This window comes from Paludisphaera rhizosphaerae (assembly GCF_011065895.1).
Lineage (GTDB): Bacteria > Planctomycetota > Planctomycetia > Isosphaerales > Isosphaeraceae > Paludisphaera > Paludisphaera rhizosphaerae.
In genome coordinates this window covers 298,380-322,248 of the sequence record NZ_JAALCR010000005.1, presented here as the reverse complement: position 1 = coordinate 322,248, position 23,869 = coordinate 298,380, and the positions used below count along the sequence as shown (strand labels likewise).

At 68.3% G+C, this 23,869-nt stretch carries 16 protein-coding genes; 9 read left to right on the top strand and 7 right to left on the bottom strand.

Annotated features, from left to right (window positions below):
• Positions 1-54 precede the first annotated feature (54 nt).
• Both G5C50_RS08920 and G5C50_RS08915 read left to right on the top strand, forming a co-directional pair.
• Positions 55-1,677, top strand: a complete 1,623-nt coding sequence (locus tag G5C50_RS08920) for an RNA polymerase sigma factor (RefSeq protein WP_165067921.1) — start codon at positions 55-57, stop codon at positions 1,675-1,677.
• 609 nt (positions 1,678-2,286) lie between these two features.
• Positions 2,287-3,357 carry a hypothetical protein gene (locus G5C50_RS08915; RefSeq protein ID WP_165067919.1) on the top strand — a complete coding sequence of 357 codons (1,071 nt, stop codon included), beginning with the start codon at positions 2,287-2,289 and terminating at the stop codon, positions 3,355-3,357.
• Between the two features lie 6 nt (positions 3,358-3,363).
• On the opposite strand, the gene G5C50_RS08910 is transcribed toward G5C50_RS08915, so the two are convergent.
• Complete coding sequence (locus G5C50_RS08910) at positions 3,364-4,284, bottom strand: lactate/malate family dehydrogenase (RefSeq protein ID WP_165067916.1); 921 nt, start codon at positions 4,282-4,284, stop codon at positions 3,364-3,366.
• The gene (locus G5C50_RS08905; RefSeq protein ID WP_165067915.1) at positions 4,284-5,696 is read right to left on the bottom strand and encodes a TlpA disulfide reductase family protein; all 1,413 of its coding nucleotides are present in this window, start codon (positions 5,694-5,696) and stop codon (positions 4,284-4,286) included. Before G5C50_RS08905 ends, G5C50_RS08910 begins: the two co-directional genes overlap by 1 nt.
• 233 nt (positions 5,697-5,929) lie before the next feature.
• Here G5C50_RS08905 and G5C50_RS08900 point away from each other — a divergent pair, with 233 nt between their 5' ends.
• A complete protein-coding gene (locus tag G5C50_RS08900) occupies positions 5,930-7,264 on the top strand; it encodes a Gfo/Idh/MocA family protein (RefSeq protein WP_165067913.1) in 1,335 nt (444 codons plus the stop codon).
• 73 nt (positions 7,265-7,337) lie between these two features.
• On the opposite strand, the gene G5C50_RS08895 is transcribed toward G5C50_RS08900, so the two are convergent.
• A complete protein-coding gene (locus G5C50_RS08895) occupies positions 7,338-7,670 on the bottom strand; it encodes a hypothetical protein (RefSeq protein WP_165067910.1) in 333 nt (110 codons plus the stop codon).
• A 292-nt stretch (positions 7,671-7,962) separates the two neighbouring features.
• On the opposite strand from G5C50_RS08895, the gene G5C50_RS08890 reads away from it, so the two are divergent.
• Positions 7,963-9,756 carry a rhamnogalacturonan lyase gene (locus tag G5C50_RS08890; RefSeq protein WP_165067907.1) on the top strand — a complete coding sequence of 598 codons (1,794 nt, stop codon included), beginning with the start codon at positions 7,963-7,965 and terminating at the stop codon, positions 9,754-9,756.
• A gap of 4 nt (positions 9,757-9,760) precedes the next feature.
• Here the strand turns inward: G5C50_RS08890 and G5C50_RS08885 are convergent, their stop codons facing one another.
• Positions 9,761-11,941, bottom strand: a complete 2,181-nt coding sequence (locus G5C50_RS08885; RefSeq protein ID WP_165067905.1) for a heavy metal translocating P-type ATPase — start codon at positions 11,939-11,941, stop codon at positions 9,761-9,763.
• A 135-nt stretch (positions 11,942-12,076) separates the two neighbouring features.
• Here G5C50_RS08885 and G5C50_RS08880 point away from each other — a divergent pair, with 135 nt between their 5' ends.
• Positions 12,077-12,766 (top strand): PSP1 C-terminal domain-containing protein, encoded by a 690-nt coding sequence (locus G5C50_RS08880; RefSeq protein WP_165067902.1) that lies wholly within the window; start codon positions 12,077-12,079, stop codon positions 12,764-12,766.
• Between the two features lie 7 nt (positions 12,767-12,773).
• Here the strand turns inward: G5C50_RS08880 and G5C50_RS08875 are convergent, their stop codons facing one another.
• Entirely contained in the window at positions 12,774-15,899 is a 3,126-nt protein-coding gene (locus tag G5C50_RS08875; protein ID WP_165067899.1) for a protein kinase domain-containing protein, read from the bottom strand.
• Positions 15,890-16,570 (bottom strand): RNA polymerase sigma factor, encoded by a 681-nt coding sequence (locus G5C50_RS08870; protein WP_240907022.1) that lies wholly within the window; start codon positions 16,568-16,570, stop codon positions 15,890-15,892. The genes G5C50_RS08875 and G5C50_RS08870 overlap by 10 nt, the downstream gene beginning before the upstream one ends.
• 628 nt (positions 16,571-17,198) lie before the next feature.
• Here G5C50_RS08870 and G5C50_RS08865 point away from each other — a divergent pair.
• Positions 17,199-18,086 carry a sigma-70 family RNA polymerase sigma factor gene (locus tag G5C50_RS08865; protein WP_165067896.1) on the top strand — a complete coding sequence of 296 codons (888 nt, stop codon included), beginning with the start codon at positions 17,199-17,201 and terminating at the stop codon, positions 18,084-18,086.
• Between the two features lie 209 nt (positions 18,087-18,295).
• Positions 18,296-19,282, top strand: coding sequence for an HAD family hydrolase (locus tag G5C50_RS08860; RefSeq protein WP_165067893.1), 987 nt, complete (start codon positions 18,296-18,298; stop codon positions 19,280-19,282).
• A 7-nt stretch (positions 19,283-19,289) separates the two neighbouring features.
• Here G5C50_RS08860 and G5C50_RS08855 read toward each other — a convergent pair whose 3' ends face one another.
• The gene (locus tag G5C50_RS08855; RefSeq protein WP_240907021.1) at positions 19,290-20,576 is read right to left on the bottom strand and encodes a hypothetical protein; all 1,287 of its coding nucleotides are present in this window, start codon (positions 20,574-20,576) and stop codon (positions 19,290-19,292) included.
• Between the two features lie 198 nt (positions 20,577-20,774).
• Between G5C50_RS08855 and G5C50_RS08850 the strand changes: the two genes are divergently transcribed.
• Positions 20,775-22,307, top strand: a complete 1,533-nt coding sequence (locus G5C50_RS08850; protein ID WP_165067891.1) for a glycosyltransferase family protein — start codon at positions 20,775-20,777, stop codon at positions 22,305-22,307.
• A gap of 97 nt (positions 22,308-22,404) precedes the next feature.
• The gene (locus G5C50_RS08845; RefSeq protein WP_165067889.1) at positions 22,405-23,250 is read left to right on the top strand and encodes a hypothetical protein; all 846 of its coding nucleotides are present in this window, start codon (positions 22,405-22,407) and stop codon (positions 23,248-23,250) included.
• The last annotated feature ends 619 nt before the right edge of the window (positions 23,251-23,869 follow it).

Genomic DNA, 23,869 nt, shown 5'->3' with positions numbered 1-23,869 from the left:
CGGCTCTCTGCATGGTAAGGGTGACGTCGAGACTTTGAGGGAGCGGGACGACCCATGACGAGATCCACCGGCGCACCGAAAGAACTGCGAACGCTCGTCGAGGTCGGCTGCACGGGGGATCTGACCGACGGCCAACTCCTGGAGCGCTTCCAACGTCGGTCCGCTTCGTCCGAGACTGCGTTCGAAGCTTTGGTGGACCGACACGCGGCGATGGTCTGGGGCGTCTGCCGACGCTCTCTCGACCGCGCCGACGCCGAAGACGCATTCCAGGCAACGTTCCTTGTCCTGGTTCGTCGGGCCGGAGCAATCCGGACGGACGACCGCGACTCGGCTGGGCGTTGGCTTTACGGCGTCGCCCGACGCGTCGCGAGTCGCCTCCGCCAGGAAGCGGCTCGGCGTCCCCCGGCTGCTGTCGATTCCGCGCCGGCCGAGGACCCCGCGTCCCTGGCCGAGCGCCGTGACGCGCGCGAAACGGTGATCGCGGAATTGGACCGCCTTCCCACCAAGTACCGACGTCCCATCGAGTTGTGCGATTTCGAGGGCCTCACCTACGAGCAGGCCGGCGTCTTCCTGGGCTGGCCCACGGCCACCCTGAAGAACCGGCTGGCCCAGGGGCGATCACGGCTGCGGGATCGGCTGATCCGAAGGGGATTGGCCCCGGCGGCGTTGATTGCGCTGGCTCGAGAATCTCAGGCGGCCGTCCCGAAGGCCCTCGTCCATTCCACCTGCCGCGCTGGAGCCATCACTTCGGGGACGATTCCCGTGGCGGTCGCTCGGCTGACCGAAGGAGCGATTCGGACCATGTTCCTGGACAGGATGAAGACCCTCGCCTTGATCGCGTCGATGGGTTTTGGGGCCGCGGCGGTCGCCGGGATGGCGGTGCCGGGAGGCGAGGAAACTGGGCCCCCTCCGGCGGCGTCGGATGCCGGCAAGACTTCGCAAACGCCCGACCCCCGGTTCTCGAAACGGATGCCGAGCGGGGCGCTCATTGAGATCGTGGCTGTCTCCTCCGCCCCCTTGACCAGGGTCTGGTGGAAGCCTGACGGCACCCCTCTGGCCGAGCCTCCGTGCGACTTGATGGACCCCGTGAGCAACCCCGGATACGACGATGAGGATGGTCGATATCGAATCCTCTTCCGGGTCACCGACGTCCACGAGTACGACGACAATCTGCCGGCGATGGGTCTGTGTGGACTGGGCTACACGCGCGAGGTGCGTCGCGACGGTGAGATCGTCCCTGGACTCAGGATTTTCATTCTCGGTCAGACCGAACGGCGCGATCCCGCCTACGTTGGATTCCAGGGAGCGTTCGGTCCGTGGAAGACGGTCCAGCACTGGAGTCCTGCCAGTAGCGGTCGCAGTAGCAACGATCATCGTGGTGAGCGTCGCATTTCCACGACCATGCGAGGGGATCAGGGCCGGGCAATCGCCACGATGGTCCATGAGATCGATCCGCGAGATTCCACCTTTCGGATCATCGCCGTGGATGAGCAAGATCGAGAAATCGAGCGGACGGATCTGAAGAGCATCGACAACGAGACTTTCTCCATGGTCCAGGCGACCTTCAACCAACCGCCGGAGAAGATCCACGAGTTCCGTTTCCAATCCCGTCGCCTCGGAAGCACCGTGATTGACGGGATCTCCCTGCATCCCAACAAGCCCGTCCCCCCGCGTTGACGTTGACCGTTTCGCCCCCCTCAGATACCAACCCGGCATCGGATTTTCGTATCGGATTTGCCCGTCGAAATGGCGCGACGGGGACCATTCTCTACATAAGAGGAAGTGGGCAGAGCGCGGGGTTTGGGTGAGAGGGGGGTGAGGGACGTGGGATTTCGGATGTGTGTTGGGTTTGCGATCATCCCGATTCGGGACCGTAACGGCCTTACCCCCTCGCGGGGGAAGGTGGCCGTGAAGCGGCCGGATGAGGGGGGATCGGCTCCGCGTTCAGGCTGAACGCGGGAAGCGAGTCCGACACCGGTCATCCCCCTCATCTGATCGCTTCGCGATCTGTCTTCCCCCGCGAGGGGGGAAGACTGTTCTCCACTTCGACCCGCTCGCTCCGAAGCGCGACGACCCTCACCCGGCCCTCCGGGCCACCCTCTCCCGGTGGGAGAGGGGACGTGGAGAGGCGGACGGTTTGATGGAGAAAGGGATCGAACGAAGCCAGCGTTTCGGCTCTGGAATCGAGGCTCAACACCTTGGTTTGAAACGGCTTGCGTTCGATGGGTTGGCTCGGCGGTCTGGAAGATCGAAGCCAAATCGAAGCCACTTGCGGGGGGCGTGGGGATGATCGTCGCACAACTCGTCGTCGCGGCGGCGGTTCTGGGGCAGTCGGGGTCGGTGGAGGCCAAGGTCGAGGCCGATCGGCTGGAGGTCTTCGACGCGGCCGAGGCCGATGGGTATGTCGTGACCACACTCCGACGCGGAGATATCGTCCGGGTGAAACCGGGGGAGGCTCTACGCCACGGTTGGCTGGCGATCGAGCCGCCGTCGGCCGCCTTCTGCTGGGTGGAAGAGTCGGCCCTGAAACCGGCCGGCGCGAACGACCCGCCGAACACGGCCAAGGTCAAAACGACGACCACGATCCGGTCGGGCAACCTGAAGGCGAAACTGCCAGGGCCGCCCCGGGGGTCGCTCAAGCCGGGCGACCGCGTCCGGCTGGTCGACCGCCCCGCGCTGGAGGTCGGCGACAAGGCCCCGAAACGATGGCGGGCCGTCACGCCCCCCCCCGGCCGCTCGTTCTTCGTCCCGGCCGACGGCGTCTCCTGGACGCCTCCGGCACCCTCGGCCGTGGAAGTGCGCGCCGTCTATGCGACGTCGTCCGAGGGCGACCCCGACCTGCGGAAGGTGGACGCCATGCTGCTGGCCGAGACCACCGGGCAGCCCGTCGAGAAGTGGCGGCTCGGCCCCATCCGCGAGGCTTACGAGGCCCTTGAAAAGGCCGACCCCGCCCGCAGCCGGGCCGTCGGCGAACGGCTGAAGCGGCTGGAGGGCCTGGAACGCGCCGCCAAGGCTGCCCAGGAGTTCGTCGAGGCCGCCATGAAGGCCCGCGACCTCGACGACGAGTTCGACAAGATCGAGGGAAAGCTGGCCGACGTGGAACGTACGCGGAGCCGGGCGTTCGACGTCGTCGGCTTCATTCAGCCGTCGGCGAAGATGCTCGAAGGCCGCAAGCTGTTCGCCCTGATCGGTCGCGAAGGGTCGGTCGTCGCCTACCTGGACGTCCCCCCCGGCCTCGACCCCGACGGCCTGACCGCCCACCGCGTCGGCGTCCGGGGCCGGCCCGGCTACAACGCCGAACTCAAAGCCCGCCTCGTCGACGTCCGCGACCTGGTCGACCTGGAGACGAAGCGCTGACCGGGCTTACCCCGAACCTGCGGCCTCCACGCGGTCGATGACCTCGCGGATGGCGGCGGCGCTCTTGTGGAGGAGGTCGGTTTCCTCGGGGTCGAGGTGGATGTCGAGCACCCGCGCGACGCCCCGGCGGCCGACGACGCAGGGGAGGCTCAGGCAGACGTCCCCCAGTCCCTTGAATCCGGCGACATGGGTGCTGACCGGCAAGACCGTGCGGGCGTCGTGGGCGACGGCCTCGCAGATGGAGGTCGCCGCCAGGGCGACGGCGAAGTTGGTGTAACCCTTGGAGCGGGCGACGTGATGGCCCCCCTCGCGAGCTTCCTCGGCAAAGGCGCGGACAGTCGAGTCCCGGGGCTCGAACCGCACTCCCCCCGCGCTGGCGACCGAGAGCGCAGGAAACTGGGTCTCGCCGTGCTCCCCCAGGATGTAGGCGCGGACGTCCTCCGGGTTGATGCCCGTCTGACGGCTGAGCAGCACGCGAAACCGCATCGTGTCGATGAGGGTTCCCGTCCCCATCACGCGACCCGCGGGCAGGCCGGAGGCCTTCAGCGTGACGTAGGTGCAGACGTCGACGGGGTTGGTCATGACCACGAAGACGGCCGAAGGGGAAGCCTCGGCCAGGGGCGGGACGATCTCGCGGAGGAGTCTGGCGTTGGCGTCGGCCAGGGCGGCCCGGCCCTTCGAGACGTCGTCGGCCCCCGCGCTGACGGCGAGGATGACGATGTGGCTGCAGGCCGTATCCTGGATGTCGCCGGCGGTGACCTTCATCGGCCGGACCAGGGCGGAGGCGTGGAGCAGGTCGTGGGCGTCGCCCTCGGCCCGCTCCCTCGTCCGTCCGACCAGGACCAGCTCATGGGGGAGGCCGCGCGTCACCAGCGCGAACGCCGTGGCCGCGCCGACCTTCCCCATGCCGACGACGCTGATCTTCATTACGGCTTCGGCTCGGGTTTGGCGGCGGCCTCTTGCGGCTTCTCAGGCTTCGCCAGCGACTTCCCGGCGAGGAGCGAGTCGATCTCGGCGGTGAGCCTTTCGCGGAGGCCGGGTCGCATGTCCGGGTCGAAGCCGACGTGCGCCGCCTGTACCACGCCCTTGCCATCCAGGATGACCAGCGTGGGAAGCCCCTCAACCTCGAACAGCCCGCCGATCGTGCCGCTGGGATCGAGGCCGATCGCGACGTTCGCACCGGTCAGCTCGATCTTCTTCTCGGTCAGGGTCTTCTCGATCAGCTTGCGGACCTCGATCGGGTCGGCGGGCTGGCTGTCCTGGCTGAGCGCGACGACCAGCACGTCCTTCTTATCCTTGGCGAGGTCGGCGACGAGCTTCTGGATCTCGGGGAGTTCGACCAGGCAGGGGGGGCACCACGTCGCCCAGAAGTCGATGACGACGACCTTGCCGGCGAGGTCGGCCTTGGAGACGACCTTGGTCTTGTCGGGCCCGTCGAAGAGGGTCAGCGCGAAGTCGGGGGCCGGCTTGCCGACCTTCGACTCGACGGCCATCTTGGGCTGCTCGCCGCCGGGCGCGCCGGGCTGCTGGAACGAGTCGACCTTGGTGAAGCCCTCGGGGGCCTTGAAGGCGAAGAGGCCGGCGTCGGCAGGCTCGATGGAGACGGGCCCGGAGGACCAGCCGAGCTTCTCGACCTTTACCACGTTCCCCTGCGCCGCGTTCTTCTCCAGGAGCTTGGGGTCGACCATCAGGTCGATGTCCGAGAAGAGCCTGGTCTTGGGGTCGACGGTCAGCTTCAGGTCGGGGCCGTCGGCCTGGTCGATGATCAGCGCGTTCTCGCCGTCGAGCTGGAGCGAGCCGCCGAGCTGGTCGACGGCCTTGACCGGGTCGGGGGTGGTAAGCATGTTCGCCAGGACGTACATCGGCACGCCCGAAGGCCCGCCGAAGAGGATCGCGCCGACGGGGCCTTCGCGGAAGACCTCCAGGTTGATCGCCTTGGGGGCGGGGACCGAAATGTACTTCTTCATCGGTTCGACGACGGTGGTCATCGTGGCGCCGTCGCTGACGAGCTTGACCGGGCCGGCGTCGAGGCTCAGCTTGTTCGGCTTGGAGAGCGCCAGCTTCAGCGGGGCCTCCTGCTTCTCGGATTTGCCGTTGACCGTCATCGAGACGACGAAGCGTCCCTGGTCGCTATACGAGGCGAGTCCCTGGTACGCCTTGGCGACCTCGCCCAGCAGCGCGAGGGCCTTGGGATCGTCGGGCTTGTCCGCCGGGCGGGCGGCGAGGGGCTTGGGATCCTGGGCGGTCGCGGCGACGGCCGAGGCCAGTATCAGCCCGAGCGCCCCGGCGAGCCCTCGAACCCGGAGACGCGTCCGGATCGGGGGGGAAATGGAATTCATGGGTCGTCCTAGTCAGGTGTCGGCCGCGGTGGAGGTTGGATCGGAACGAGGAGTTGGAGTCCATCCTAGCCGCGGGGCGTGGGGGCCGTCGAGGCTCGGCGGACGGGGCGGTGGACGGAAATCGCCGCGAGCCGAGACGAACGGTGGCGGCGGGCGTCGCGTCGGTCTACAATCGGGCGCGTCAGGACCCCCATGGACTTATGATCGGTGCATCTCCCCTGCGGAGGCCCCCCATGCGCGAGCGGAACCGGCGGCACTTCCTTCACGACACGGCGGCCCTGGCTGCGGCGATCGCCGCGCTTCCCGCCACCCGCGCCCTGGCCGAGCCGGCCGGCGACCCCGATCCCGAGCCGACCAAATCGAGCGCCAATGAGACGGTCCGCGTCGCCGTCGTCGGCGTGAGGGGTCGCGGCATGGATCACGTCGGCGGCTTCAGCAAGCAGCCGAACTGCAAGGTCACGGCCATCTGCGACATCGACCCGAACGTCACCGGGCCGGCCAAGAAGGCCCTGGAAAAGGTCGACGCCAAGAACCCGCCCAAGTACTACCAGGACATCCGCAAGCTCCTGGAAGACAAGGATATCGACGTCGTTTCGATCGCCACGCCCAACCACTGGCACGCGCTGGCGGCCATCTGGGCGATGCAGGCCGGCAAGGACGTGTACGTCGAGAAGCCGGTCAGCCACAACGTCACCGAGGGCCGGCGGATCGTCGACGCCGCCCGGCACTACAAGAAGATCTGCCAGACGGGCACCCAGTGCCGAAGCCACAAGGCCGTCCGCGACGCCATGGACTTCATCGGCACCGGCAAGCTCGGCAAGGTCTACATGGCCAAGGGCCTCTGCTACAAGCCCCGCGGCTCGATCGGCCACAAGCCCGACGGCCCGATCCCGGCCGGCGTCGACTTCAACGTCTGGCTCGGCCCCGCGCCCGAGCGGCCCTTCAACGAGAACCGGTTCCACTACAACTGGCACTGGTTCTGGGACACCGGCAACGGCGACCTGGGCAACCAGGGGATCCACCAGATGGACCTCGCCCGCTGGGGTCTGGGCTGGAAAGAGTTCCCCAAGACCGTCATGTCCTCCGGCGGCCGGTTCGGCTACGAGGACGACGGCGAGACCCCCAACACCCTCTCCACGTTCTTCGAGAACGGCGACACCGAACTCCAGTTCGAGGTCCGGGGCCTCATCACCAACCCCGAACTCGAAGTGAAGATCGGCAACGTCTTCTACGGGACCGAGGGCATCCTGGCCATCGACGGCTACAACACCTGGCGAACCTACTGGGGACCGAAGCTCGAGCCCGGCGACGGCGGCTCGGGCGGCGGCGACCACTACGCCAACTTCCTCACGGCTCTGCGCGCCCGCGACCACAAGCTGCTCAACGCGGACATCGAGGAAGGCCACCAGTCCAGCGCCTACTGCCACCTGGGGAACATCGCCTACCGCCTGGGGCGCAAGCTCCACATCAACCCCGCCTCCGAGTCGTTCGTCAACGACCACGAGGCTGACGCGATGCTCACCCGCCACTACCGGGCTCCGTTCGTCGTCCCGGCCAAGATCGGCTGAGCCCGACCTTCAGCCGCCGCCTCCGGCCCCGGAGGCGGCGGCCATCGAATTCCGATAAAGAAAGCAACATGATTCAATCGGCCTCCTCGTCCTTCGCATTGACGGGGGGGAGGTCGAGGACGCCGCCCGCGTTGGGCCGCGTCTCAAGCTGCGCCCCGGGCAGAGGCGTGGTCTCCGGGCGGACCGTGATATCGCGCGGCGACTCGTCGCGCTCCCAGAGCCGGCTGATACGGAGCCGCTCACGCCAGGTGGGCCGGCCGGTCTTCATCGTGGCCTGCGGCCGAGGCGAGTTGAACGACGCGGCGCATTCGGGATTGCAAGGCCGGTGCAGGCAATGGACGCCGGCGCACCCGCTGAACGTCATGACCGACAGCCCGACCACCAGAGTCCGAATCGTGGCGCGCATGGGATTCCCTCCTGGCTCGAACGAGACGAGCCTTATCGAGTAACCGCCGAGGACAGGACGGCGGCGGATCGTTCACGTCGCACGAAGGTCGAGGTGCAGGGCTCGAAGCGACGGGGTATGGGATATCGCAAGGCCCGCGCCGAAACCGACCCCCGCAGCGATGGCCGAAGTGGGGTCGAGGTGGCCTGGCGACGACTGGGCTGACCTGGGAGGATCGACTCGACGGCTGAGAGAGACTTTGACGGCGCTGTCGCCGTCTGCACAATGCGATTCCCGCGTCGAGGGCCTTGCCATGAGGACCGCCTGGTTCGCTAGCCTGTTCCTCCTTGTGTACGCTTCGCTTCACGCCGAGACCCCACGCCTTCCCGAAAAGCTGGGACGCGGCGTGATAGCGGTCCCCGCGCAGGGCGGCATGCTCGTGACCTGGCGATTGCTCGGGGACGACCCCGAAGGCGCGGCATTCCACGTCGAGCGGTCGAGGGACGGCGGACCTGCCGAGCGGCTGACGCGCGAGGCCGTCGCCGGGGCGACGTGCTTCCTGGACGCGACGGCGGATGTCTCGAAGCCGCTGGCTTACACGGTGCGGCCCATCGGGGCGGGGGCGGTCGGGTCGTATACGGTCCGTGCCGAGGACGTGGGGAAGCCCTATCGGTCGATCCCGCTTCAGACGCTGCCGGGGAACACGCCGAACGACGCGGCGGTCGGAGACCTCGACGGCGACGGCGAATATGAGATCGTGCTCAAGCAAGAGATGCGGCCCCGCGACAACTCCCAGCGCGGGGCGACGGGGACGACCAAGCTGGAGGCGTACACGCTGGCCGGGTCGTTCCTCTGGCGGATCGACCTGGGACCGAACGTCCGCGAGGGTGCCCATTACACGCCGTTTCTGGTCTACGACTTCGACGGCGACGGCTGCGCCGAGGTCGCCTGCCGCACGGCCGACGGCACGGTCGACGGCCGAGGCATGACGATTGGCGACGCCAAGGCCGACCACCGCAACGCCGACGGCTACGTCCTCGAAGGCCCCGAGTTCCTGACCGTCTTCGAGGGGACCACCGGCCGGGAGCTGGCGACCGTCGACTACCTGCCGGAGCGTGGTCGCGTCGCCTCATGGGGCGACCGTTACGGCAACCGCGTCGACCGCTTCCTGGCGGCCGTCGCCTACCTCGACGGCGAGCGGCCCAGCCTGGTCTTCTGTCGGGGATATTACACCCGCACGGTCCTCGCCGCATGGGACTGGCGGGACGGCAAGCTCTCGTCGCGCTGGGTCTTCGACAGCGACGCCGGCCCCGATTCCAACCGGGCCTATCGCGGCCAGGGGAATCACAACCTCGTCGTGGCTGACGTCGACGGCGACGGCCGCGACGAGATCACCTACGGCGCCTGCGCCATCGACGACGACGGCCGCGGGCTCTACTCGACGGGCCTCGGCCACGGCGACGCCCTGCACGTCTCCGACCTCGACCCGGAGCGGCCCGGGATGGAGGTCTTCGACATTCACGAGCACGTCTCTCACGACCACGGCGCCGAGTTTCGCGACGCCCGGACGGGGGCGTTGATCTGGAGCAAGAAGTCACCGGACGTCGGTCGAGGCGTGGCCTTCGACATCGACCCTCGCCATCCCGGCGCCGAGTGCTGGGCTGCCGGCGCGGGCCTCTCGGGCCTGTGGAACGCCCGCGGCGAGCTCATCTCAGCAAAGCGCCCACGGTCCTGCAACTTCGGCATCTGGTGGGACGGCGACCCGCTCCGCGAGCTGCTCGACGGCGTCCGGGTCTCCAAGTGGGATTGGAACCGCGAGGCCGAGGACGTATTGCTCGTCGCCGAAGGCTGCGCCTCCAACAACGGCACCAAATCCACGCCTGCTCTCTCGGCCGACATCCTCGGCGACTGGCGTGAAGAAGTGCTGTTGCGTTCGCTCGACGGTCGCGAACTGCGGCTCTATTCCACCCCGATCCCGACCGCGATCCGCCTCCCCACTCTGATGCACGACCGCCAGTACCGCCTGGCCGTCGCTTGCCAGAACGTCGGCTACAACCAGCCGCCCCATCCGAGCTTCTTCCTGGCGGGACGGGTTTCGGGGCGGTGACGCCTCAGGCGGTCGCCTTCGTCGGGTCGGCCGTGCGGAGGAGGCGGAGGGCGTTGGCGACGACGATCAGGGTGGTCCCCACGTCGGCGAGGACCGCCATCCACATGTTGGCGATCCCGAAGAGGGCCAGGATCAGGACCACGAGCTTGATGCCGATCGCCAGAGCGATGTTCTGGTGGATCATCCGCAGCGTGGCTCGCGAGTGGCGGACGAGCCAGGGGAGGGGGCGGAGGTCGTCGGCCATCAGGACGACGTCGGCCGTTTCCAACGCGGCGCCGCTGGAGACTCCCCCCAGCGCGATGCTCACGCGGGCGGCGGCCAGGGCGGGGGCGTCGTTGACGCCGTCGCCGACCATGCCGGTCGGGCCGTGCGCGGCCGTGTACTCGTCGATCGCCCGGACCTTGTCGGCCGGCAGCAGTTCGGATCGCTGATCGCCCACGCCCAACTCGGCTGCGACGGCCGCCGCGGCGCGGGGGTTGTCGCCGGTCAGCATGACGGTCCGCAGGCCCAGGTCGTGCAACTCGGCGACCACCGCGGCGGCTTCGGGGCGCGGGCGATCCGCCAGGCGAATCCAGCCCAGCGGGCCGGCCTCGCCCGTCACGGCGACTTCCGACCCGGCGTGCTCCTCGGCCCCGTCCAACTGGGCGTGGAAGTCGGGCTGGCAGAGGCCGGCCTCGTCGATGTAGCGGTGGCTCCCCAGGTGGTACTGGACGGCGTCGATGCGGCCCTGGGCCCCCTTGCCGGGGATCGCCGTGTAATCGTCGGCGTGGGGGACGTCGATCCGAAGGTCGCGGGCATGGCGGGCGATCGCCTTGCCCAGCACGTGCCCCCCCTTGTCGCCCAGGGCGGCGGCCACGCGCAGGACGTCTTCCTCGCCGGCGGGACCTGAGGCGACGACTTCGACGACGTCCGGCCGACCGAGCGTCAGCGTCCCGGTCTTGTCGAACGCGATGGCCTGCAGCCGGCCGACGGCCTCCAGGAACTCACCCCCCTTGATGAGCACTCCCCGACGAGCCGCCGAGGCCAGCCCGCTGACGACCGCGACGGGGGTCGCGATCACCAACGCGCAGGGGCACGAGATCACCAGGACGACGAGCGCTTTGGCGACCCATGCCAGGAACGTCGTCCACACGGGGTCGCCCGTCGCCCAGACGTAAACCGTCGGGATCATGACGGTGAGCAGGGCGATCACCACGACCATCGGCGTGTACCAGCGGGCGAACTGCGAGATCCGCCTCTCCACCGGCGCCCGGCCCGCCTGCGCCGCGCGGACCTGATCGGCGATCTTGGAGATCAGGGCTTCGCCGATCGACCCGGAAGCTTCGAGTTCGATCGTCCCCTCGCCGTTGATGGTGCCGGCGTAGACGGGGTCGCCGGGGCCGCGGTCGACGGGCGTGGACTCGCCGGTGATCGCCTTCTGGTCGACGCCCGTGCGTCCCTTGACGATCGCGCCGTCGATCGGGATCTGATCGCCGGCCCGGACGAGGACCCGGTCCCCCTTCACCAGGGCGTCGACGGGAACGGTCTCCGATCGGCCGTCGACGATCCGCTCGGCGGTCGGCGGGGCGATCTCCAGCAGCCGGCGGACGGCCCGGCGGGCGCGGGCGACGCTGAGTGCCTCCAGCGATTCGGAGACGCCGAAGAGGAAGGCGACCGTCGCGGCTTCGTCCCACTCGCCCAGGGCGGCGGCGCCGAGGATCGCCAGCGTCATCAGGACGTCGATGTCGAGCCGGCCGCTCCGGAGCGTCCGCCAGGCGCGGGGGAACAGCCAAAGGCCGCCGGCGGCGATCGCCAGGGCGCAGAAGAACCGCGACGCCGTGGCGGCCGTCGACTCGGGGAGGCCGAGCCGCGTTCCGAGGTAGTGGAGCAGCATCGCGACGCCCAGCGCGACGCCCGCCGCGACGGTCGCGGCCATGAGCCCGTGAGCGCTCCACCACGACTCGCGGGCCTCCGACTCGGGCTCGCCGACGACGGATGTCGCCAGCCCGCTGCGCTCGGTGAGCCGGGCGGCCAGCCGCTTGGGCTCGATCACTTCGTCGTCGTATTCGACGGTCATCAGGCCGTTGATCAGGTCGAAGCCCAGGCCCTCAATCCCCGGCGTCCCCTTGAGAGCGGCGTGGATCTGCTCGACCTCATGCTCGCAATCCAGACCTCGGACGTGGAACGTGCACCGCGATCGACTCATCGACCATTCCCCGTCCAAAGCCCCGGGACCGTCGCGTCCTGCCTCGATCCGATTGGAAGCGGCGACACGGCCCATGTTTAAAGGTATAATCCGCGAGCGTCCAGGGGAACAGTCGGGGTTGGGGAAGGGATGGCGATGGCGGCGAGCGAAGGAGTCGAATGCCTGGTTCGCTACGGCCTCTCCGGCCGCGTGGCCTGGTTCGCGGGCGAGGACGGCCCGGACGCTCCCTCGCGGGGTGACGCGGTGGTTGTCCGCACCGTTCGCGGGCTGGAACTGGGCGAGATGCTCGTCGTCGAGGCCCCTCGCGGTCGAGCGGGTGAGGACTCAGTCGGCCCCTTTCGAGTCCTCCGCCGAGCCGGAGACGACGACCTCACCCGCGCCCGCGAGGCCGACGCCCTGCGCGAGTCTCGGTTTGATCTCTGCCGGGGGATCGTCGAGCACGAGGGCTGGCCGCTGGAACTGGTGGACGTCGAGCCGCTGCTGGACTTCTCCACGGTGCTGATCGTCCTGCCGCTGGATGAACTGGACCCGGCTCCGATCCGGGCTCGGTTCCGCGTCTCGTGCGACTTCGACGTCCACGTCGAGCCCGTGGGGGACGAACCGGTCGTCGCCGAGCCGACCGCTTCCGCCTCCTCCGGACGCTGCGGCGACTGCGATTGCGGCTCCGGCGGCTGTTCGAAGGCCGCGGCGAAGACCAGGGCCGACGGCCCTGCAACCGCCTCCGGCTCAGGCTCCTGCGCGACGAAACCCCACGGCGCGGGGTGCTCCTCGTGCGGAGTCGCCGCCTGGAAATCGGCGGCCCGACGTCAGGATCCGCCTGCTTGAGAGCGGGTCACAGGCTGACGAACGGCGAGAAAATACGGGCCCGCACACCGCGGGACCGGGCGTCCCGCAGCGCCTGGATTTGAATGCGGGTCGTGTCGAAGAGCTGGTCTTGCTGGAACCAGTCTTCGAAGAGCGGATTGGCCTGGACGGCCTGATCGAGATGCTCGGCGGCCCTGGGGAACCACTTGCGGTTGTAAAACGCGGCGCGGGCCTCGACCAGCGACAGGTAGTAGAAGGCGCGGCCTTGATGATGAGACTGAACCGCGATGCTCAACTCCACGGTTTTGGCGGCCAATCGCAACGCCGAGCGGATCTCCTTGGCGTTGGCGAGCAAGACGCTGGAGTATTGCAGCGACACCAGCCCATCGCGTGAGGTGCGGGCGAATTCGGGCAGTCGAGGATCGTGCATGATCCACTCGGCCTCGGCCACGGCTTCCGGATAGCGTCGACGGAAGACATCCAGGCAGAGGGAATCGATATGGGCCTGGAGATTGGTGGGATCGAGCTCCAGGATCTTCTCGACCTCCCGGGCCGCCAACTCGACGCGCTCGGAATCGTGTTCGACCTCTTTGATCCTGGAATCCCCGCCCTTCGGCTGGCCGTACTCGCGGATCCAGGCTGCGAGGACGGAGCGGGATTTGATCTCGCCGTTGGGGACGCCGTCTGCCTCTTCCTTATCGACCGCCCGCCGCCGGGGCTTCGGCGCGAGCGGAAGGTTGTCGCCGACGCCTGCTTCCTGATGGAGTCGGGAGGGGACCGCGCCCAGCAGCGTCTCGTAGCGTGCGAGGTCGCGCTTCAGGGCGTCAAGGTCTGAGCCCGCAGTGCGTGCGAAGGCGCGGACCTGGACGAACTCGGCGCGATCGGGCGCCGCTTCGATGGCCTGGTCGGCCTGAGCGACGGCCTCGTCGTCGCGGTCGAAATTCATGAGGCAGGTGGCGAGCAGGCAACGGAGGACGGCGTTGTCTGGACGGCGGCGGAGACAGGCCTCGACATGGTCGGCGGCGTCCGCCCATCGGTCGACCACCGAGGCGACCACCGCCGCGCGGTGGTGCCCCCAGAACGAGTTGGGGCGGGATCTTAAGAGTTCGGCGTAGAAGTCGGCAGCCCGGCGCGCCCCCGAGTCGGTGCCGGGGCCCTGGTCTCCGTCCCCGATTTCGGCGGCGATCCCGCGGAGATAAGCGTCGACCCACGCCGGAGGGAGTTCGGTCGGCCCTGGCAGGGCGGCCGCCGCTGATCCGGCGTCGCCGAGCTGGCGGGTAAGCTTGTCGCGCAGGGTCGTCAACTCACGAGGCCAGGTCGTGCCGCAGGCGTGGTCGAGGATTTCGCGGGCGCGACGCCAGTCCTTGGGGGAGTCTGGACGTTGAGCCAGGACGCGGCCGTAGCGTAGGGCGTGCTCCAGCAGCAGCAGCTCCAGGTCCTCGCGATCGTCTTCGGCGAGAAGCCGGAAGTCGTCGCGCGACCGCCAGTCGGGGTCGGTCGGGATGCTGTACTCGCGAAGGATGCGGAGGGCGTTGGTGACCGTCTCGTTCGGATTGCGGCGGCGGAGATAGGTCTCGTCAGGTCGTTGAGTCGGCAGGACCGGAGAGGCCGGATCGTCGACGAACTCCGTGTACTTCTCGTAGGCGTGTCCGCCGAGCCGGGCTTCTGCCGTTCGGTCGGCTCTGGCGGCGATCCCCAGCGCCAGCGCGGCGACTCCCAGAGCCGCGGCCGCGGCCGCGAGCGGCCGTCGTCGCCGGCGGGCCCATCGCAGCGACGCGTGCAGTCCGGAGGGCTCCGGCGCGAAGGCCAGGGGGCGGTCGGTCCGCCAGCGGTCCAGGTCTTCGGCCAACTCCAAACCGCGCGTGTGCCGTTCCCGGGGATCAGCCTCGAGGCAGTGGACCAGGATGGAGCGAAGGCCGGCCGGCAGCGGCCGTGCGGCCTGCGCCTCGGCCGCGCGGACGAGTCGGTCGGACCGGGAGCGAGCCTCGGCGGCGGCGGCGAAGGCGGAGCGTCCGAGACGCCGATCGGCGTCCATCTCGCGAGCCGGCGACCATCCCGTCAGGGCCTCCAGCAGGACCATCCCCAGCGAATAGACGTCGGCTCGATGCGCTTGTTCGTCGTCCACGCGCGAAGGCGACGGCTCGGCGATGCCCGCCAGGGCGCGAAGCCGTTCCGGGGCCATGTAGGCCGCGGTGCCGCCGGCGTCGAGGGCGTCGTCGCGCGACCAGTCCTGCGCCAGGTTGAAGTCCAGCAACATCGGCGTGCCGTCGGCCGCGATCAGGATGTTCGACGGCTTGACGTCGCCGTGGGCCACCCCCTGACGGTGAGCGTGGTCGAGCGCTTCGGCCAGTCGGGCGGCGGTCCAGGCGAACGCCTCGGCGTCGCTCATTCCCCGCAGCAAGGCCCGCGAGGGGGACGCTGAGCCGGCCCGGCGATGCTCGGGCGCCGAGACGGCGTCGAGATCCGTGAGGAACCGCCGCGACGATTCGCGCCGGCCTTCCGCCGGCTGCGACCGCCGATGCTCCAGCAGCGTCGACAACGCCGCCCCTCCCAGGAACGGCATGGCGATGAGCTGAAGCTCGCCGTCGTCGACCTCGGCGTGGGTGAGGATCTCCACGATGTGCGGGTGCCGGGCGCGGGCCAGCAGCCAGGGCTCGCGGGTCGGCCGGGTCGTGATCTTGACGACGACCGGGCGGTCTTCCAGGTCGGCTTGGCGGGCGAGGAAGACCCGGGCGAAGCCCCCTCGACCCAACTCACGCTCCAGCACGTAAGGGCCGATGGCGTCGCCGGCGCGGGGCAGGGGATCGTCGCTGAGGTCGGTCGCGTCGAACCGCTCCAGCAGCGAGTCCGGGCATGCGTCGTCGACGTCCAGCAGCCGTTGCAACTCGCGACGGTGCTCGGGGAAGCGAGCCAGGTATTCCGACTTCGACGGCGCCAGGCCGGCCGACTTGGCCAGGCGGTACTCGCGATAGATCAACTCGACGGCGCGGTCGGCCGACCATCCCGCGCCGTGGTGAAGGTAGCTTTCGGCGGCCGCCGGTTCGCCTCGTCGCCAACGGTCGGCCAGGTCGGCCAGCGCCGACGAGAACGCGCGTGAGTCGTCTCCGCCCGACAGGTCGATCGTCGATGACGAGGGGAACGAGGTCACGCCCATCCGTGCGCCTCCATTCGTTCCCGCGCCGCCTCGATGGTCCGTCGCACGGTTCGCTCGTTGACGCCGAGCCTGGCGGCGATCTCGTCGATGGTGAGCCCTTCGTGGCGGAGGGTGAGCATCTCCACCTCGCGGGCCGGTCGGCCGGCGGTCAGGAAGGCGAGCCGATCGCTGGCCTGGGCGGCGGCGCTGGGGGAGGGGTCGGCGGCGGGCAGCTCGCGTTCCAGCTCGCGGTCGCCGCGGCGGACGTAGAGAGGTTCCTCGCGGGCCAGTTCGTACTTCGCCGTTCGGGTCAGGCGTCGATCCTGTTCGAACACCTTGTTCCGCGCCACGCCGGCCAGGAACTTCCGCAAGTGTCGCGAGTTCTCGAACTCCTCCGGATCTTCCTTCTTATCGACGAGAAAGGCTTTCCAGACCGCCTGGACGAAGTCCATCGAGTCGAACTGGTTGCGAAGCCTGCGCGGGAGCCGGCCGCGAACCATTTTCCGCACCTCGGGCTCATAGCGACCGACGAACGTCCGGACCGCTTCCGGATCTCCCGCTCGGGCGCGCGCGACCAGTTCAGGAACGTCGCGCGAGAGATTCTCGAGAACGTCGCTCGAGAGTTGCTCGTCGCCGACCTCGCTGTTTTCGACCGATCCGGGATTTGCTCCCGTTTCCATCGGGTCATTCATCGGTCCGCCCCCTGCCGTGGAATGCTCGGGCCGGGCGTCTGCGCCGGGCCCCGTCCAGGAACCGCCGTCGAACGGGAACCGAAGGGAGTCGGGCGACCTCGTGCGCCTTCTCCACGCGAGGGTCTCATCAACCGATCCGGTTGATGAGCGCATGGAGGCTTATCCATTTCACAATGGTTAATTAAACAACCTGATGCCGCCTTTTTCCAGTCGCTGCTTCAAAATGTTGGGCGGTTATGGCGGTCGCGGAGGTTGTGGGGGTCGCCCGGTGGGCTCGCTCTGGGTTTCAAGGTTCCCTTTCAAACGGTTTGTACGTTGGTTTCGCCCGGTTGGGACAGCAAATCTCAATGATTCATGGATGAGGAGGGCCGGCTTATATCGCCGAGCCGGCGTTGCTTTAAAAAAATCCTTCGAATCCATGTCCGCTTCCATCGTCCCTGTGCAACTGGCAGTTCGTTGCTCCTTCCAGGGTTGGAAGCGATGGACGCATGACGCGGCTGAGGGCGGCTGCCGAAGCCCTCCCTCATCACCATCCTCCTCTCCTCGGAGCGTCCGCCGGCGGCTCGAACGGATCTGCAACCCGACGACATTCCCCAATCGAAACGGCGACCAGGGCCGGGAGAAAGCCATGTCTCGCATCGAGGCGAAGGACTGCGGCGTTTCGCACGACTTGCAGACCTATTTTCACGACATCAACGAAGTCTCCCTCCTCACGGCCGACGACGAGCGGCGGTTGGCCGGGGCGATCGCTCTGGGCGACGAGGCGGCTCGGGCTCGGATGATTTCGGCCAACCTGCGGCTGGTGGTCCGGATCGCCCGCGACTACCAGGGCCGGGGCATGTCGCTCGACGACCTGATCGGCGAGGGGAATCTGGGTCTGATCCGCGCCGCCAAGGAGTTCGATCCTCGGTTCGGCACGCGGTTCAGCACCTACGCCGGCTACTGGATCAAGCAGGCCATCCGTCACTCCTTGATCAACACGGCGACGACGATCCGCCTCCCCGCCCACATGGTCGGGCTGCTGACGAAGTGGCGCCGCGCCGAGCGGGCCTTGACCCGCGACCTCGGCCGAGCCCCCGGGTTTGAGGAGATCGCCGACCACCTGGAGCTGTCGTCGATGCAGCGGTCGCTGGTCGCCAAGGCCCGGCGGGCCAACCAGGTGAAGCTGGAGAGCGCGGCGGCCGAAGAGGACGACTACTGGACCCCCGACCATTCCGTCGACCCCACCGACGAGCCGGGCTCCGAGATGGAACTTCACGACGACCGCGCTGATCTGGCTCGCCGGATGGAGGTCCTCGACGACCGCGAGCGGTTCGTCCTCCGCCACCGCTACGGCCTCGGCGGCGCTCCGATCCTGACTCTCAAGGAGATCGGCGAACGCCTGGGCATCACCCGCGAGTGGGTCCGGAAGCTGGAGCTGCGGGCCGTCCGCAAGCTCGACGGTTCTCAGCCCGCGCCGGCTCCCACCCGTCGATCCCGCCGGACTGCGGCGGTGGCCGTCGCCGCCGCATGCTGAGGCGATCCCCGATTGCAGCAGCCCTCGACGACGCATCAGCCCCGGTTTCGCCGGGGCCTTTTCTTGCGCGGGGCGGGGATTTTCGACTTTCGTTGCGAGAGACTGGGGCTTGGGTCGCCGATTGGGCATAATCGGTCGCGTCGACTCCCCCTACTCGGCGTCGCCGGAACATCCAAGACCTCTCACCTGCTGAAACAGGTTGTTCTCCCATGCGCAACACCCTTCAGCTCTTCGTCGCAGTCGCGACGTTCGCCGTCGCTTCACCGGTTCTTAGCGCCGAGCCGCTTCCCTCGTGGAACGAAGGTTCGGCGAAGCGGGCGATCTTGGAGTTCGTTGAGCGAGCGACCAAACAGGGAGGACCGGAGTTCATTCCGCCGGCCGATCGGATCGCCGTCTTCGACAACGACGGCACGCTTTGGTCTGAGAAGCCCGTCTACGTCCAGGCCGCCTTCGCCGTCGACCGCATCAAGGCCCTGGCGGCGAATCATCCCGAATGGAAGGAGACCCAGCCGTTCAAGGGGATTCTCGAAGGCGACCTCAAGGCGGCGCTGGCGGGCGGGGAGAAGGCGCTCGTCGACGTGGTGAACAAGAGCCATTCGGGACTCACGACCGAGGAGTTCCAGACCGTGGTCAAGGACTGGATCGCGGCGGCCAGGCATCCGACCCTCGGCCGCCCGTACAACGAATTGACCTACCAGCCGATGCGGGAGTTGCTCGCCTACCTGCGGGCGAACGGCTTCAAGACGTACATCGTTTCCGGCGGCGGCGTCGAGTTCATGCGGGTTTGGGCGGAGGAGGCTTACGGCATCCCTCCGGAGCAGGTGATCGGCAGTTCCGGCAAGACCGAGTTCGAGATTCGCGACGGCAAGCCCGTGCTCGTGAAGCTCCCGGCGATCGACTTCGTGGACGACGGTCCGGGAAAGCCCGTGAACATCAACAAGATCATCGGCCGCCGGCCGGTCGCGGCGTTCGGCAACTCGGACGGCGACCTCCAGATGCTCCAGTGGACCACGGCCGGCTCTGGCCTTCGCTTCGGCCTGATCGTCCACCACACCGACGCCGACCGCGAATTCGCCTACGATCGCGAGTCGCCCATCGGCCGGCTCGACAAGGCCCTGGACCTTGCGCCCGCCGCCGGCTGGGTCGTCGTCGACATGAAGGCCGACTGGAAGGTCGTTTTCCCGCAGCCCAAGTGACGCCAGCTCAGCGGCCGACCGGCAGCGTGAGGAACGGCGCTCCGGGCGGCTGTCTTCCGAAATCAAGGCGGCTCAGGGCCAGGACCAGCGCGAAGGTCGTCTTGCTCTCCTGGTCGCGGTCGTCGATGTAGTACCAATGGTCGCGATACTTCACCGAGATGAACGCGTTCGGGGGAGGCTTATGGCCGCGAGCCGAGTGGACTGTGAAGAGTCCCTCGGTGACGGCGCGGGTGTCGAACGGACTGCCGTCGGGGTTGGTTGGGGCCTTCGCCAGGCCGGCTTCCAGGTGCTCGCAAGGGACCTCGACTCCGTTGGACAGGTAGTAGTTCACCTGTGCTGTTGAGCGCAGATTCACCTGAAGGGCGTCTGAAGGAGGGATGGGCGCCTTCGCCGGGTCTGGGGCCATGCCGGTCGCGACGACGATCTCGTAGCGTCGAAGTCCCGGCCGGAGATTCAGCAGTCCAGCAAGCTCGTCCAGCAGAGGATGATCCAGCGCGACGGGGTTCACCTCCAGCACCAGGCGCTTTTCCTTGCGGACGAGCGACCAGGCGGTCTCGTCGCCGTTGGGGCGGAACTCCATCCCGTTCTTGGCGGCTTCGACGGGGGAATCCGCGGTAATGGCCGATGCCGGCAGCGGACCGCCGATCGGGACCATCTGTTCCACGGGAACAACGACCGCGAGGCCCAGGTCCTGGACCTGCTGCAGCAATTCGGTCGCCCGACGGAACCGGACGAAGTCGGGAGGAAAGTCCCGCTGCGGGCCGCTGGCCGTGGCCGCGTTGGGGACGCCGTTGACTCGCTCGACCCAGAGCCGCAGGACGGTGGCCGCCGGCCAACTCGTCTGCTCGAGAAGAATCAGGGTCTCGGGCGCGATCGGCGTGAGGTACTGCTTGACCGCCTCGCTGTTGTCCGCCGGAATGAGTGTGAGCGTCGGCCGATTGGCGCCGCTGAGGCTCAGGTCGGGGAGGATCGAGGTGAAGGTCCGGAAGATGACGTTGCTGTTGCTCGGGTTCGGCGAGATGAAGAACGGCTTGGCCTCGGCCGTGCCGCTCAACTCGTACTGGGCCGCGATCGACGAGACGTTGAGGTTGAGCGGGGTTTCGTTGTAGCGGATGTGGACGAGGTTGCGGAGCAACTGCTCCTCGTCGACGCGCCGGATTGCCTCGTTATAACGCCCGTGCGAGCGTTCCAGGGTCTGGGGGCCGAACGAGCATGCCCCACCGGTCAGCGCGCAGCAGAGTCCAGCGACGACGGTCATCAGACGCGGGATGGGTTTCGATCTCGGGTCGCCCACCTTCCGATCCTTCCATGGCTCGGTATGATCACGCCCGCGGCCGAGGAAGGCGCCCCGACGCGGCGGCATTGTGATGGAACGAGCCGGATGGTCAAGGCGAATCGACGGGATTCGCGAGCCTTGGTGACCTCTCTCCCTTGTCCGTTCGGCGTCCATCCTGCTCCAATCGGTGGGGGATTTGCCGGGGAGGGTCGGTTGATGGAGGGGCGATTGACGCGAAGGGGGATTGATGGGCTGCTGATCGCCCTGGCTGCGGGGGCCGCTGCGCTCGCGCAGGCCGACCTCGACGGCCCCCCGCGATACGACGGTGCGGGATACGCCGTGCTGGCGGAATCGCTGCTGGAAGGGGCGGGATACCGGGCGATCGATCATCCCGACGAGCCCCGGCACGCCCACTTTCCGCCAGGCTATCCGGTCTTCCTGGCCCTCCTCTGCAAGGCCGCCGGGCCGGCCGACCGCGTCGTGCATCTGGCGTCGATCGCTTGTACCGTCGGTGCGACCCTCGCGGCCTGGCGGTGGTTCCGAACGATGTACGCCCGGCCCGCCTCGTTCGCCCTGGGGCTGGCGTTGGCCGCCAACTGGGCCTGGGCCCGCGCGGGGTCGGGCTTCCAGTCCGAACCGTTGTATGCGCTGCTCGGCTGGACGGGCGTCTGGCTGGCCGCAGCGAAACCCGGTGCGAGAGAAGCACGCCGTGGTGTCTTGATCGGTTCGGCGCTGGGTGCGGCGACGCTGACGCGCCAGGTCGGCCTGGTCCTGGCGGCGGCGGTGTTTCTGGAGATGTACGCGCGGGGCCGTTGGCGGACTCTGATGGCGGCGAGTCTTGCATTGGCGGTCCTGTTCGTTCCCTGGGTCGTCTGGTCGGCGATGGTTGGTCTTGAGGGAGCCGGAAGGACGCAGGCGGGTCTCCTGTTCCGTGCGGGGCATGGGATTGCGGCGACGGTGCCGGATCAACTCCTCTTCTACATCGGGCGGATCCCCGACGCCCTGACGGCGCCGGTCGTGGAGGTCGTCACGGTCTTCGGCGGTACGCCGAGGCTCCGAGGCGCGGCGGTCGTCTGGTCGTTCGCGGCGACGGCCGTGGTGCTGGTCGGGTTGTTCGCCACGTTGAAAGACCCACGGCGGCGGTTGGCAGGACTGATCGGGCTGGGGACGCTGGCCCTGCTGATCGCCTGGCCTTACACCGAGGCCGGGCGGTTCCTGATTCCGTTGATCCCCGCGCTTCTGGTTGGGGCCGTTGAGGGTCTGTCGCGGGCGGGGCGATTGCTGGGGTTGAGGTCGCGATTCGGCCGAAGGTGGTCGTCGAGGCTTTTGCTGCTGGCCGCGTTGCCGTACTCGGCCTATGCGGCGGCGACGGCCGACCGACGGATCGAGGCGAGCCGCACGCCGGCGTTCAACGCGGCCTGCGACTGGCTCCTCGACCGCGCCGACCGGATCGGTCCGGTCCTGACCCGCCACCCCGGCGAGGTTTACCTGCTGACGAGTCGGAAGGCCGTGGAGGTGGAGACGTCCGAGCGGCCGGGCTCGACCGACGCTGCGCCGGACGCCGTCGCCGAGGCGATCCGTCGCTATGGGATCGTCTACTTGCTGGTCGATTCCGATCGCTACGCCCGCGCAGTCGCCTCGCCGCTGGAGCGGTACGTCCACGAGCGGCCGCAACGGGTTCGCGAGGTCTTCCACGCCGAACTCGGGGGGAGTCTCGTCCGGGTCTTTGAGGTCGTCGAGCCCGATTGAGCGGGCGTCGACGGGGGCCTCGCGGGCTGGCATGATGGAGCAGGGCGGATCGCGGCGAGCGGCCGGCGAGCCCCCGCGGACCGAGGGCGGTCGACCGATGGAGAGACGATCCGAGGCGAGGGCGGTCTGGAGTGCGGCGGGGCTGGTGGTGGGGGCGTGGGTCGTCTGCCTGGCGGCGGCGTTCGTGGCCTTCCGGCTCTCGGCGGCGCTCGACGAGGAGGGCGTCCCCGTCAACTGGACCGAGCGGCTGGGGCAATTCGGCGACACCTTCGGTCTGGTCAACGCCCTCTTCACGGGAGTGGCCCTGGTCGGGGTCGCCTACACGGTGCACCTCCAGCGCGAGGAGGCCGAGGAGAACCGCGAGTGGATCCGTCGCGAGGGACGCGAGCAGTTCCTCTCGGCCCGGCTGAACGCGGTCGTGGCCATGCTGGACGCTCACGGCCGGAAGATGGCCGCGTCGCGCGATGAGTCGGTGGGCGAGGACTATTACCTCCACGCCCTGAAGTCCGAGGACGACAAACTCCGCCAGCAGATCGCCTTCCTCCGCAGCGAGGTCCGCCTGGGCTTCGACGGCGAATGGACCCCCGAGGTCGGCCGCCGGGCCGTGGCCTTGCACCTGCTCCAGTTCGTCGAGACCGAGCTGCGCTGCTTCACCGGGGCCTGCGGCTGCTACGCCGACGAGGAGGCCGGCGGTACGGACCACCTTTCCGTCGAGCGTCGATTCAAGGAATACCTCCGCGACATGCGCGGCCACGTCCGCCGCGAGTTCTCCCTCCTCGCCTCTCAGCCCGAGCCCGAATGCTTCGACGTGTATGAACTGGTCAAGCCCGAACTCGACCAGTGGTCGGCCGCCGTCGATCGCGCCCTCGCCGCCCCCGACATCCACCCCGCCGAGGTCGAAGCCCGCTTCCGCAGCCTGACGGCCCACCTGGCCCGCATGTGAGCCGTCGGCTTCGATTCGGCTTCGTTCGTGCGATGCGGTGTCGACGCAAGTCTTGTGAAGACTGGGTGTTTGATCCGATCAGGCGTTGGCTTCGATCGCGCGCCTTTACGACGCTCCGCACACAATACCACACCACCGAAGGAAGCGGATCTGGGTGCCATGGCCACGCTTGCGTGGCCATGAACCGGCGTGGGCAACTGTGCGACCGTCGCCCACCTCATGGTCACGCAAGCGTGGCAATGGCACCCGACTTCAACCCTCGATCCCGAAACGGCACCCGGCGAGTGATGGTGTTGTTGAGCGAGGACACGTCCGGCAAGCCCGTCGTTTCGATCCCACCGAATTGTCAATGAGCCGCACGCCACACCGTCGACTACCCACCGCGACTCGACGCCCTCGGGTCCGAAATGGGTTCGATCGCCGGGGCGAGCGACGTCGTGGCGGCCGTGTAAATCGTTGTTTTCGTGATGGTTGCGTTGAGTCGGGCCGTGGCTTCGTTCGGCGATTTTCGTCGAGACGCTCGTCGCGTCCGTCCCCAACGTGATCGCCTACGGGAGCCTCACAAGATCCAGGCCTGGCGTCGCCGCCGGCCGTTCTTTGATCGCGTCCTCTATCGCGA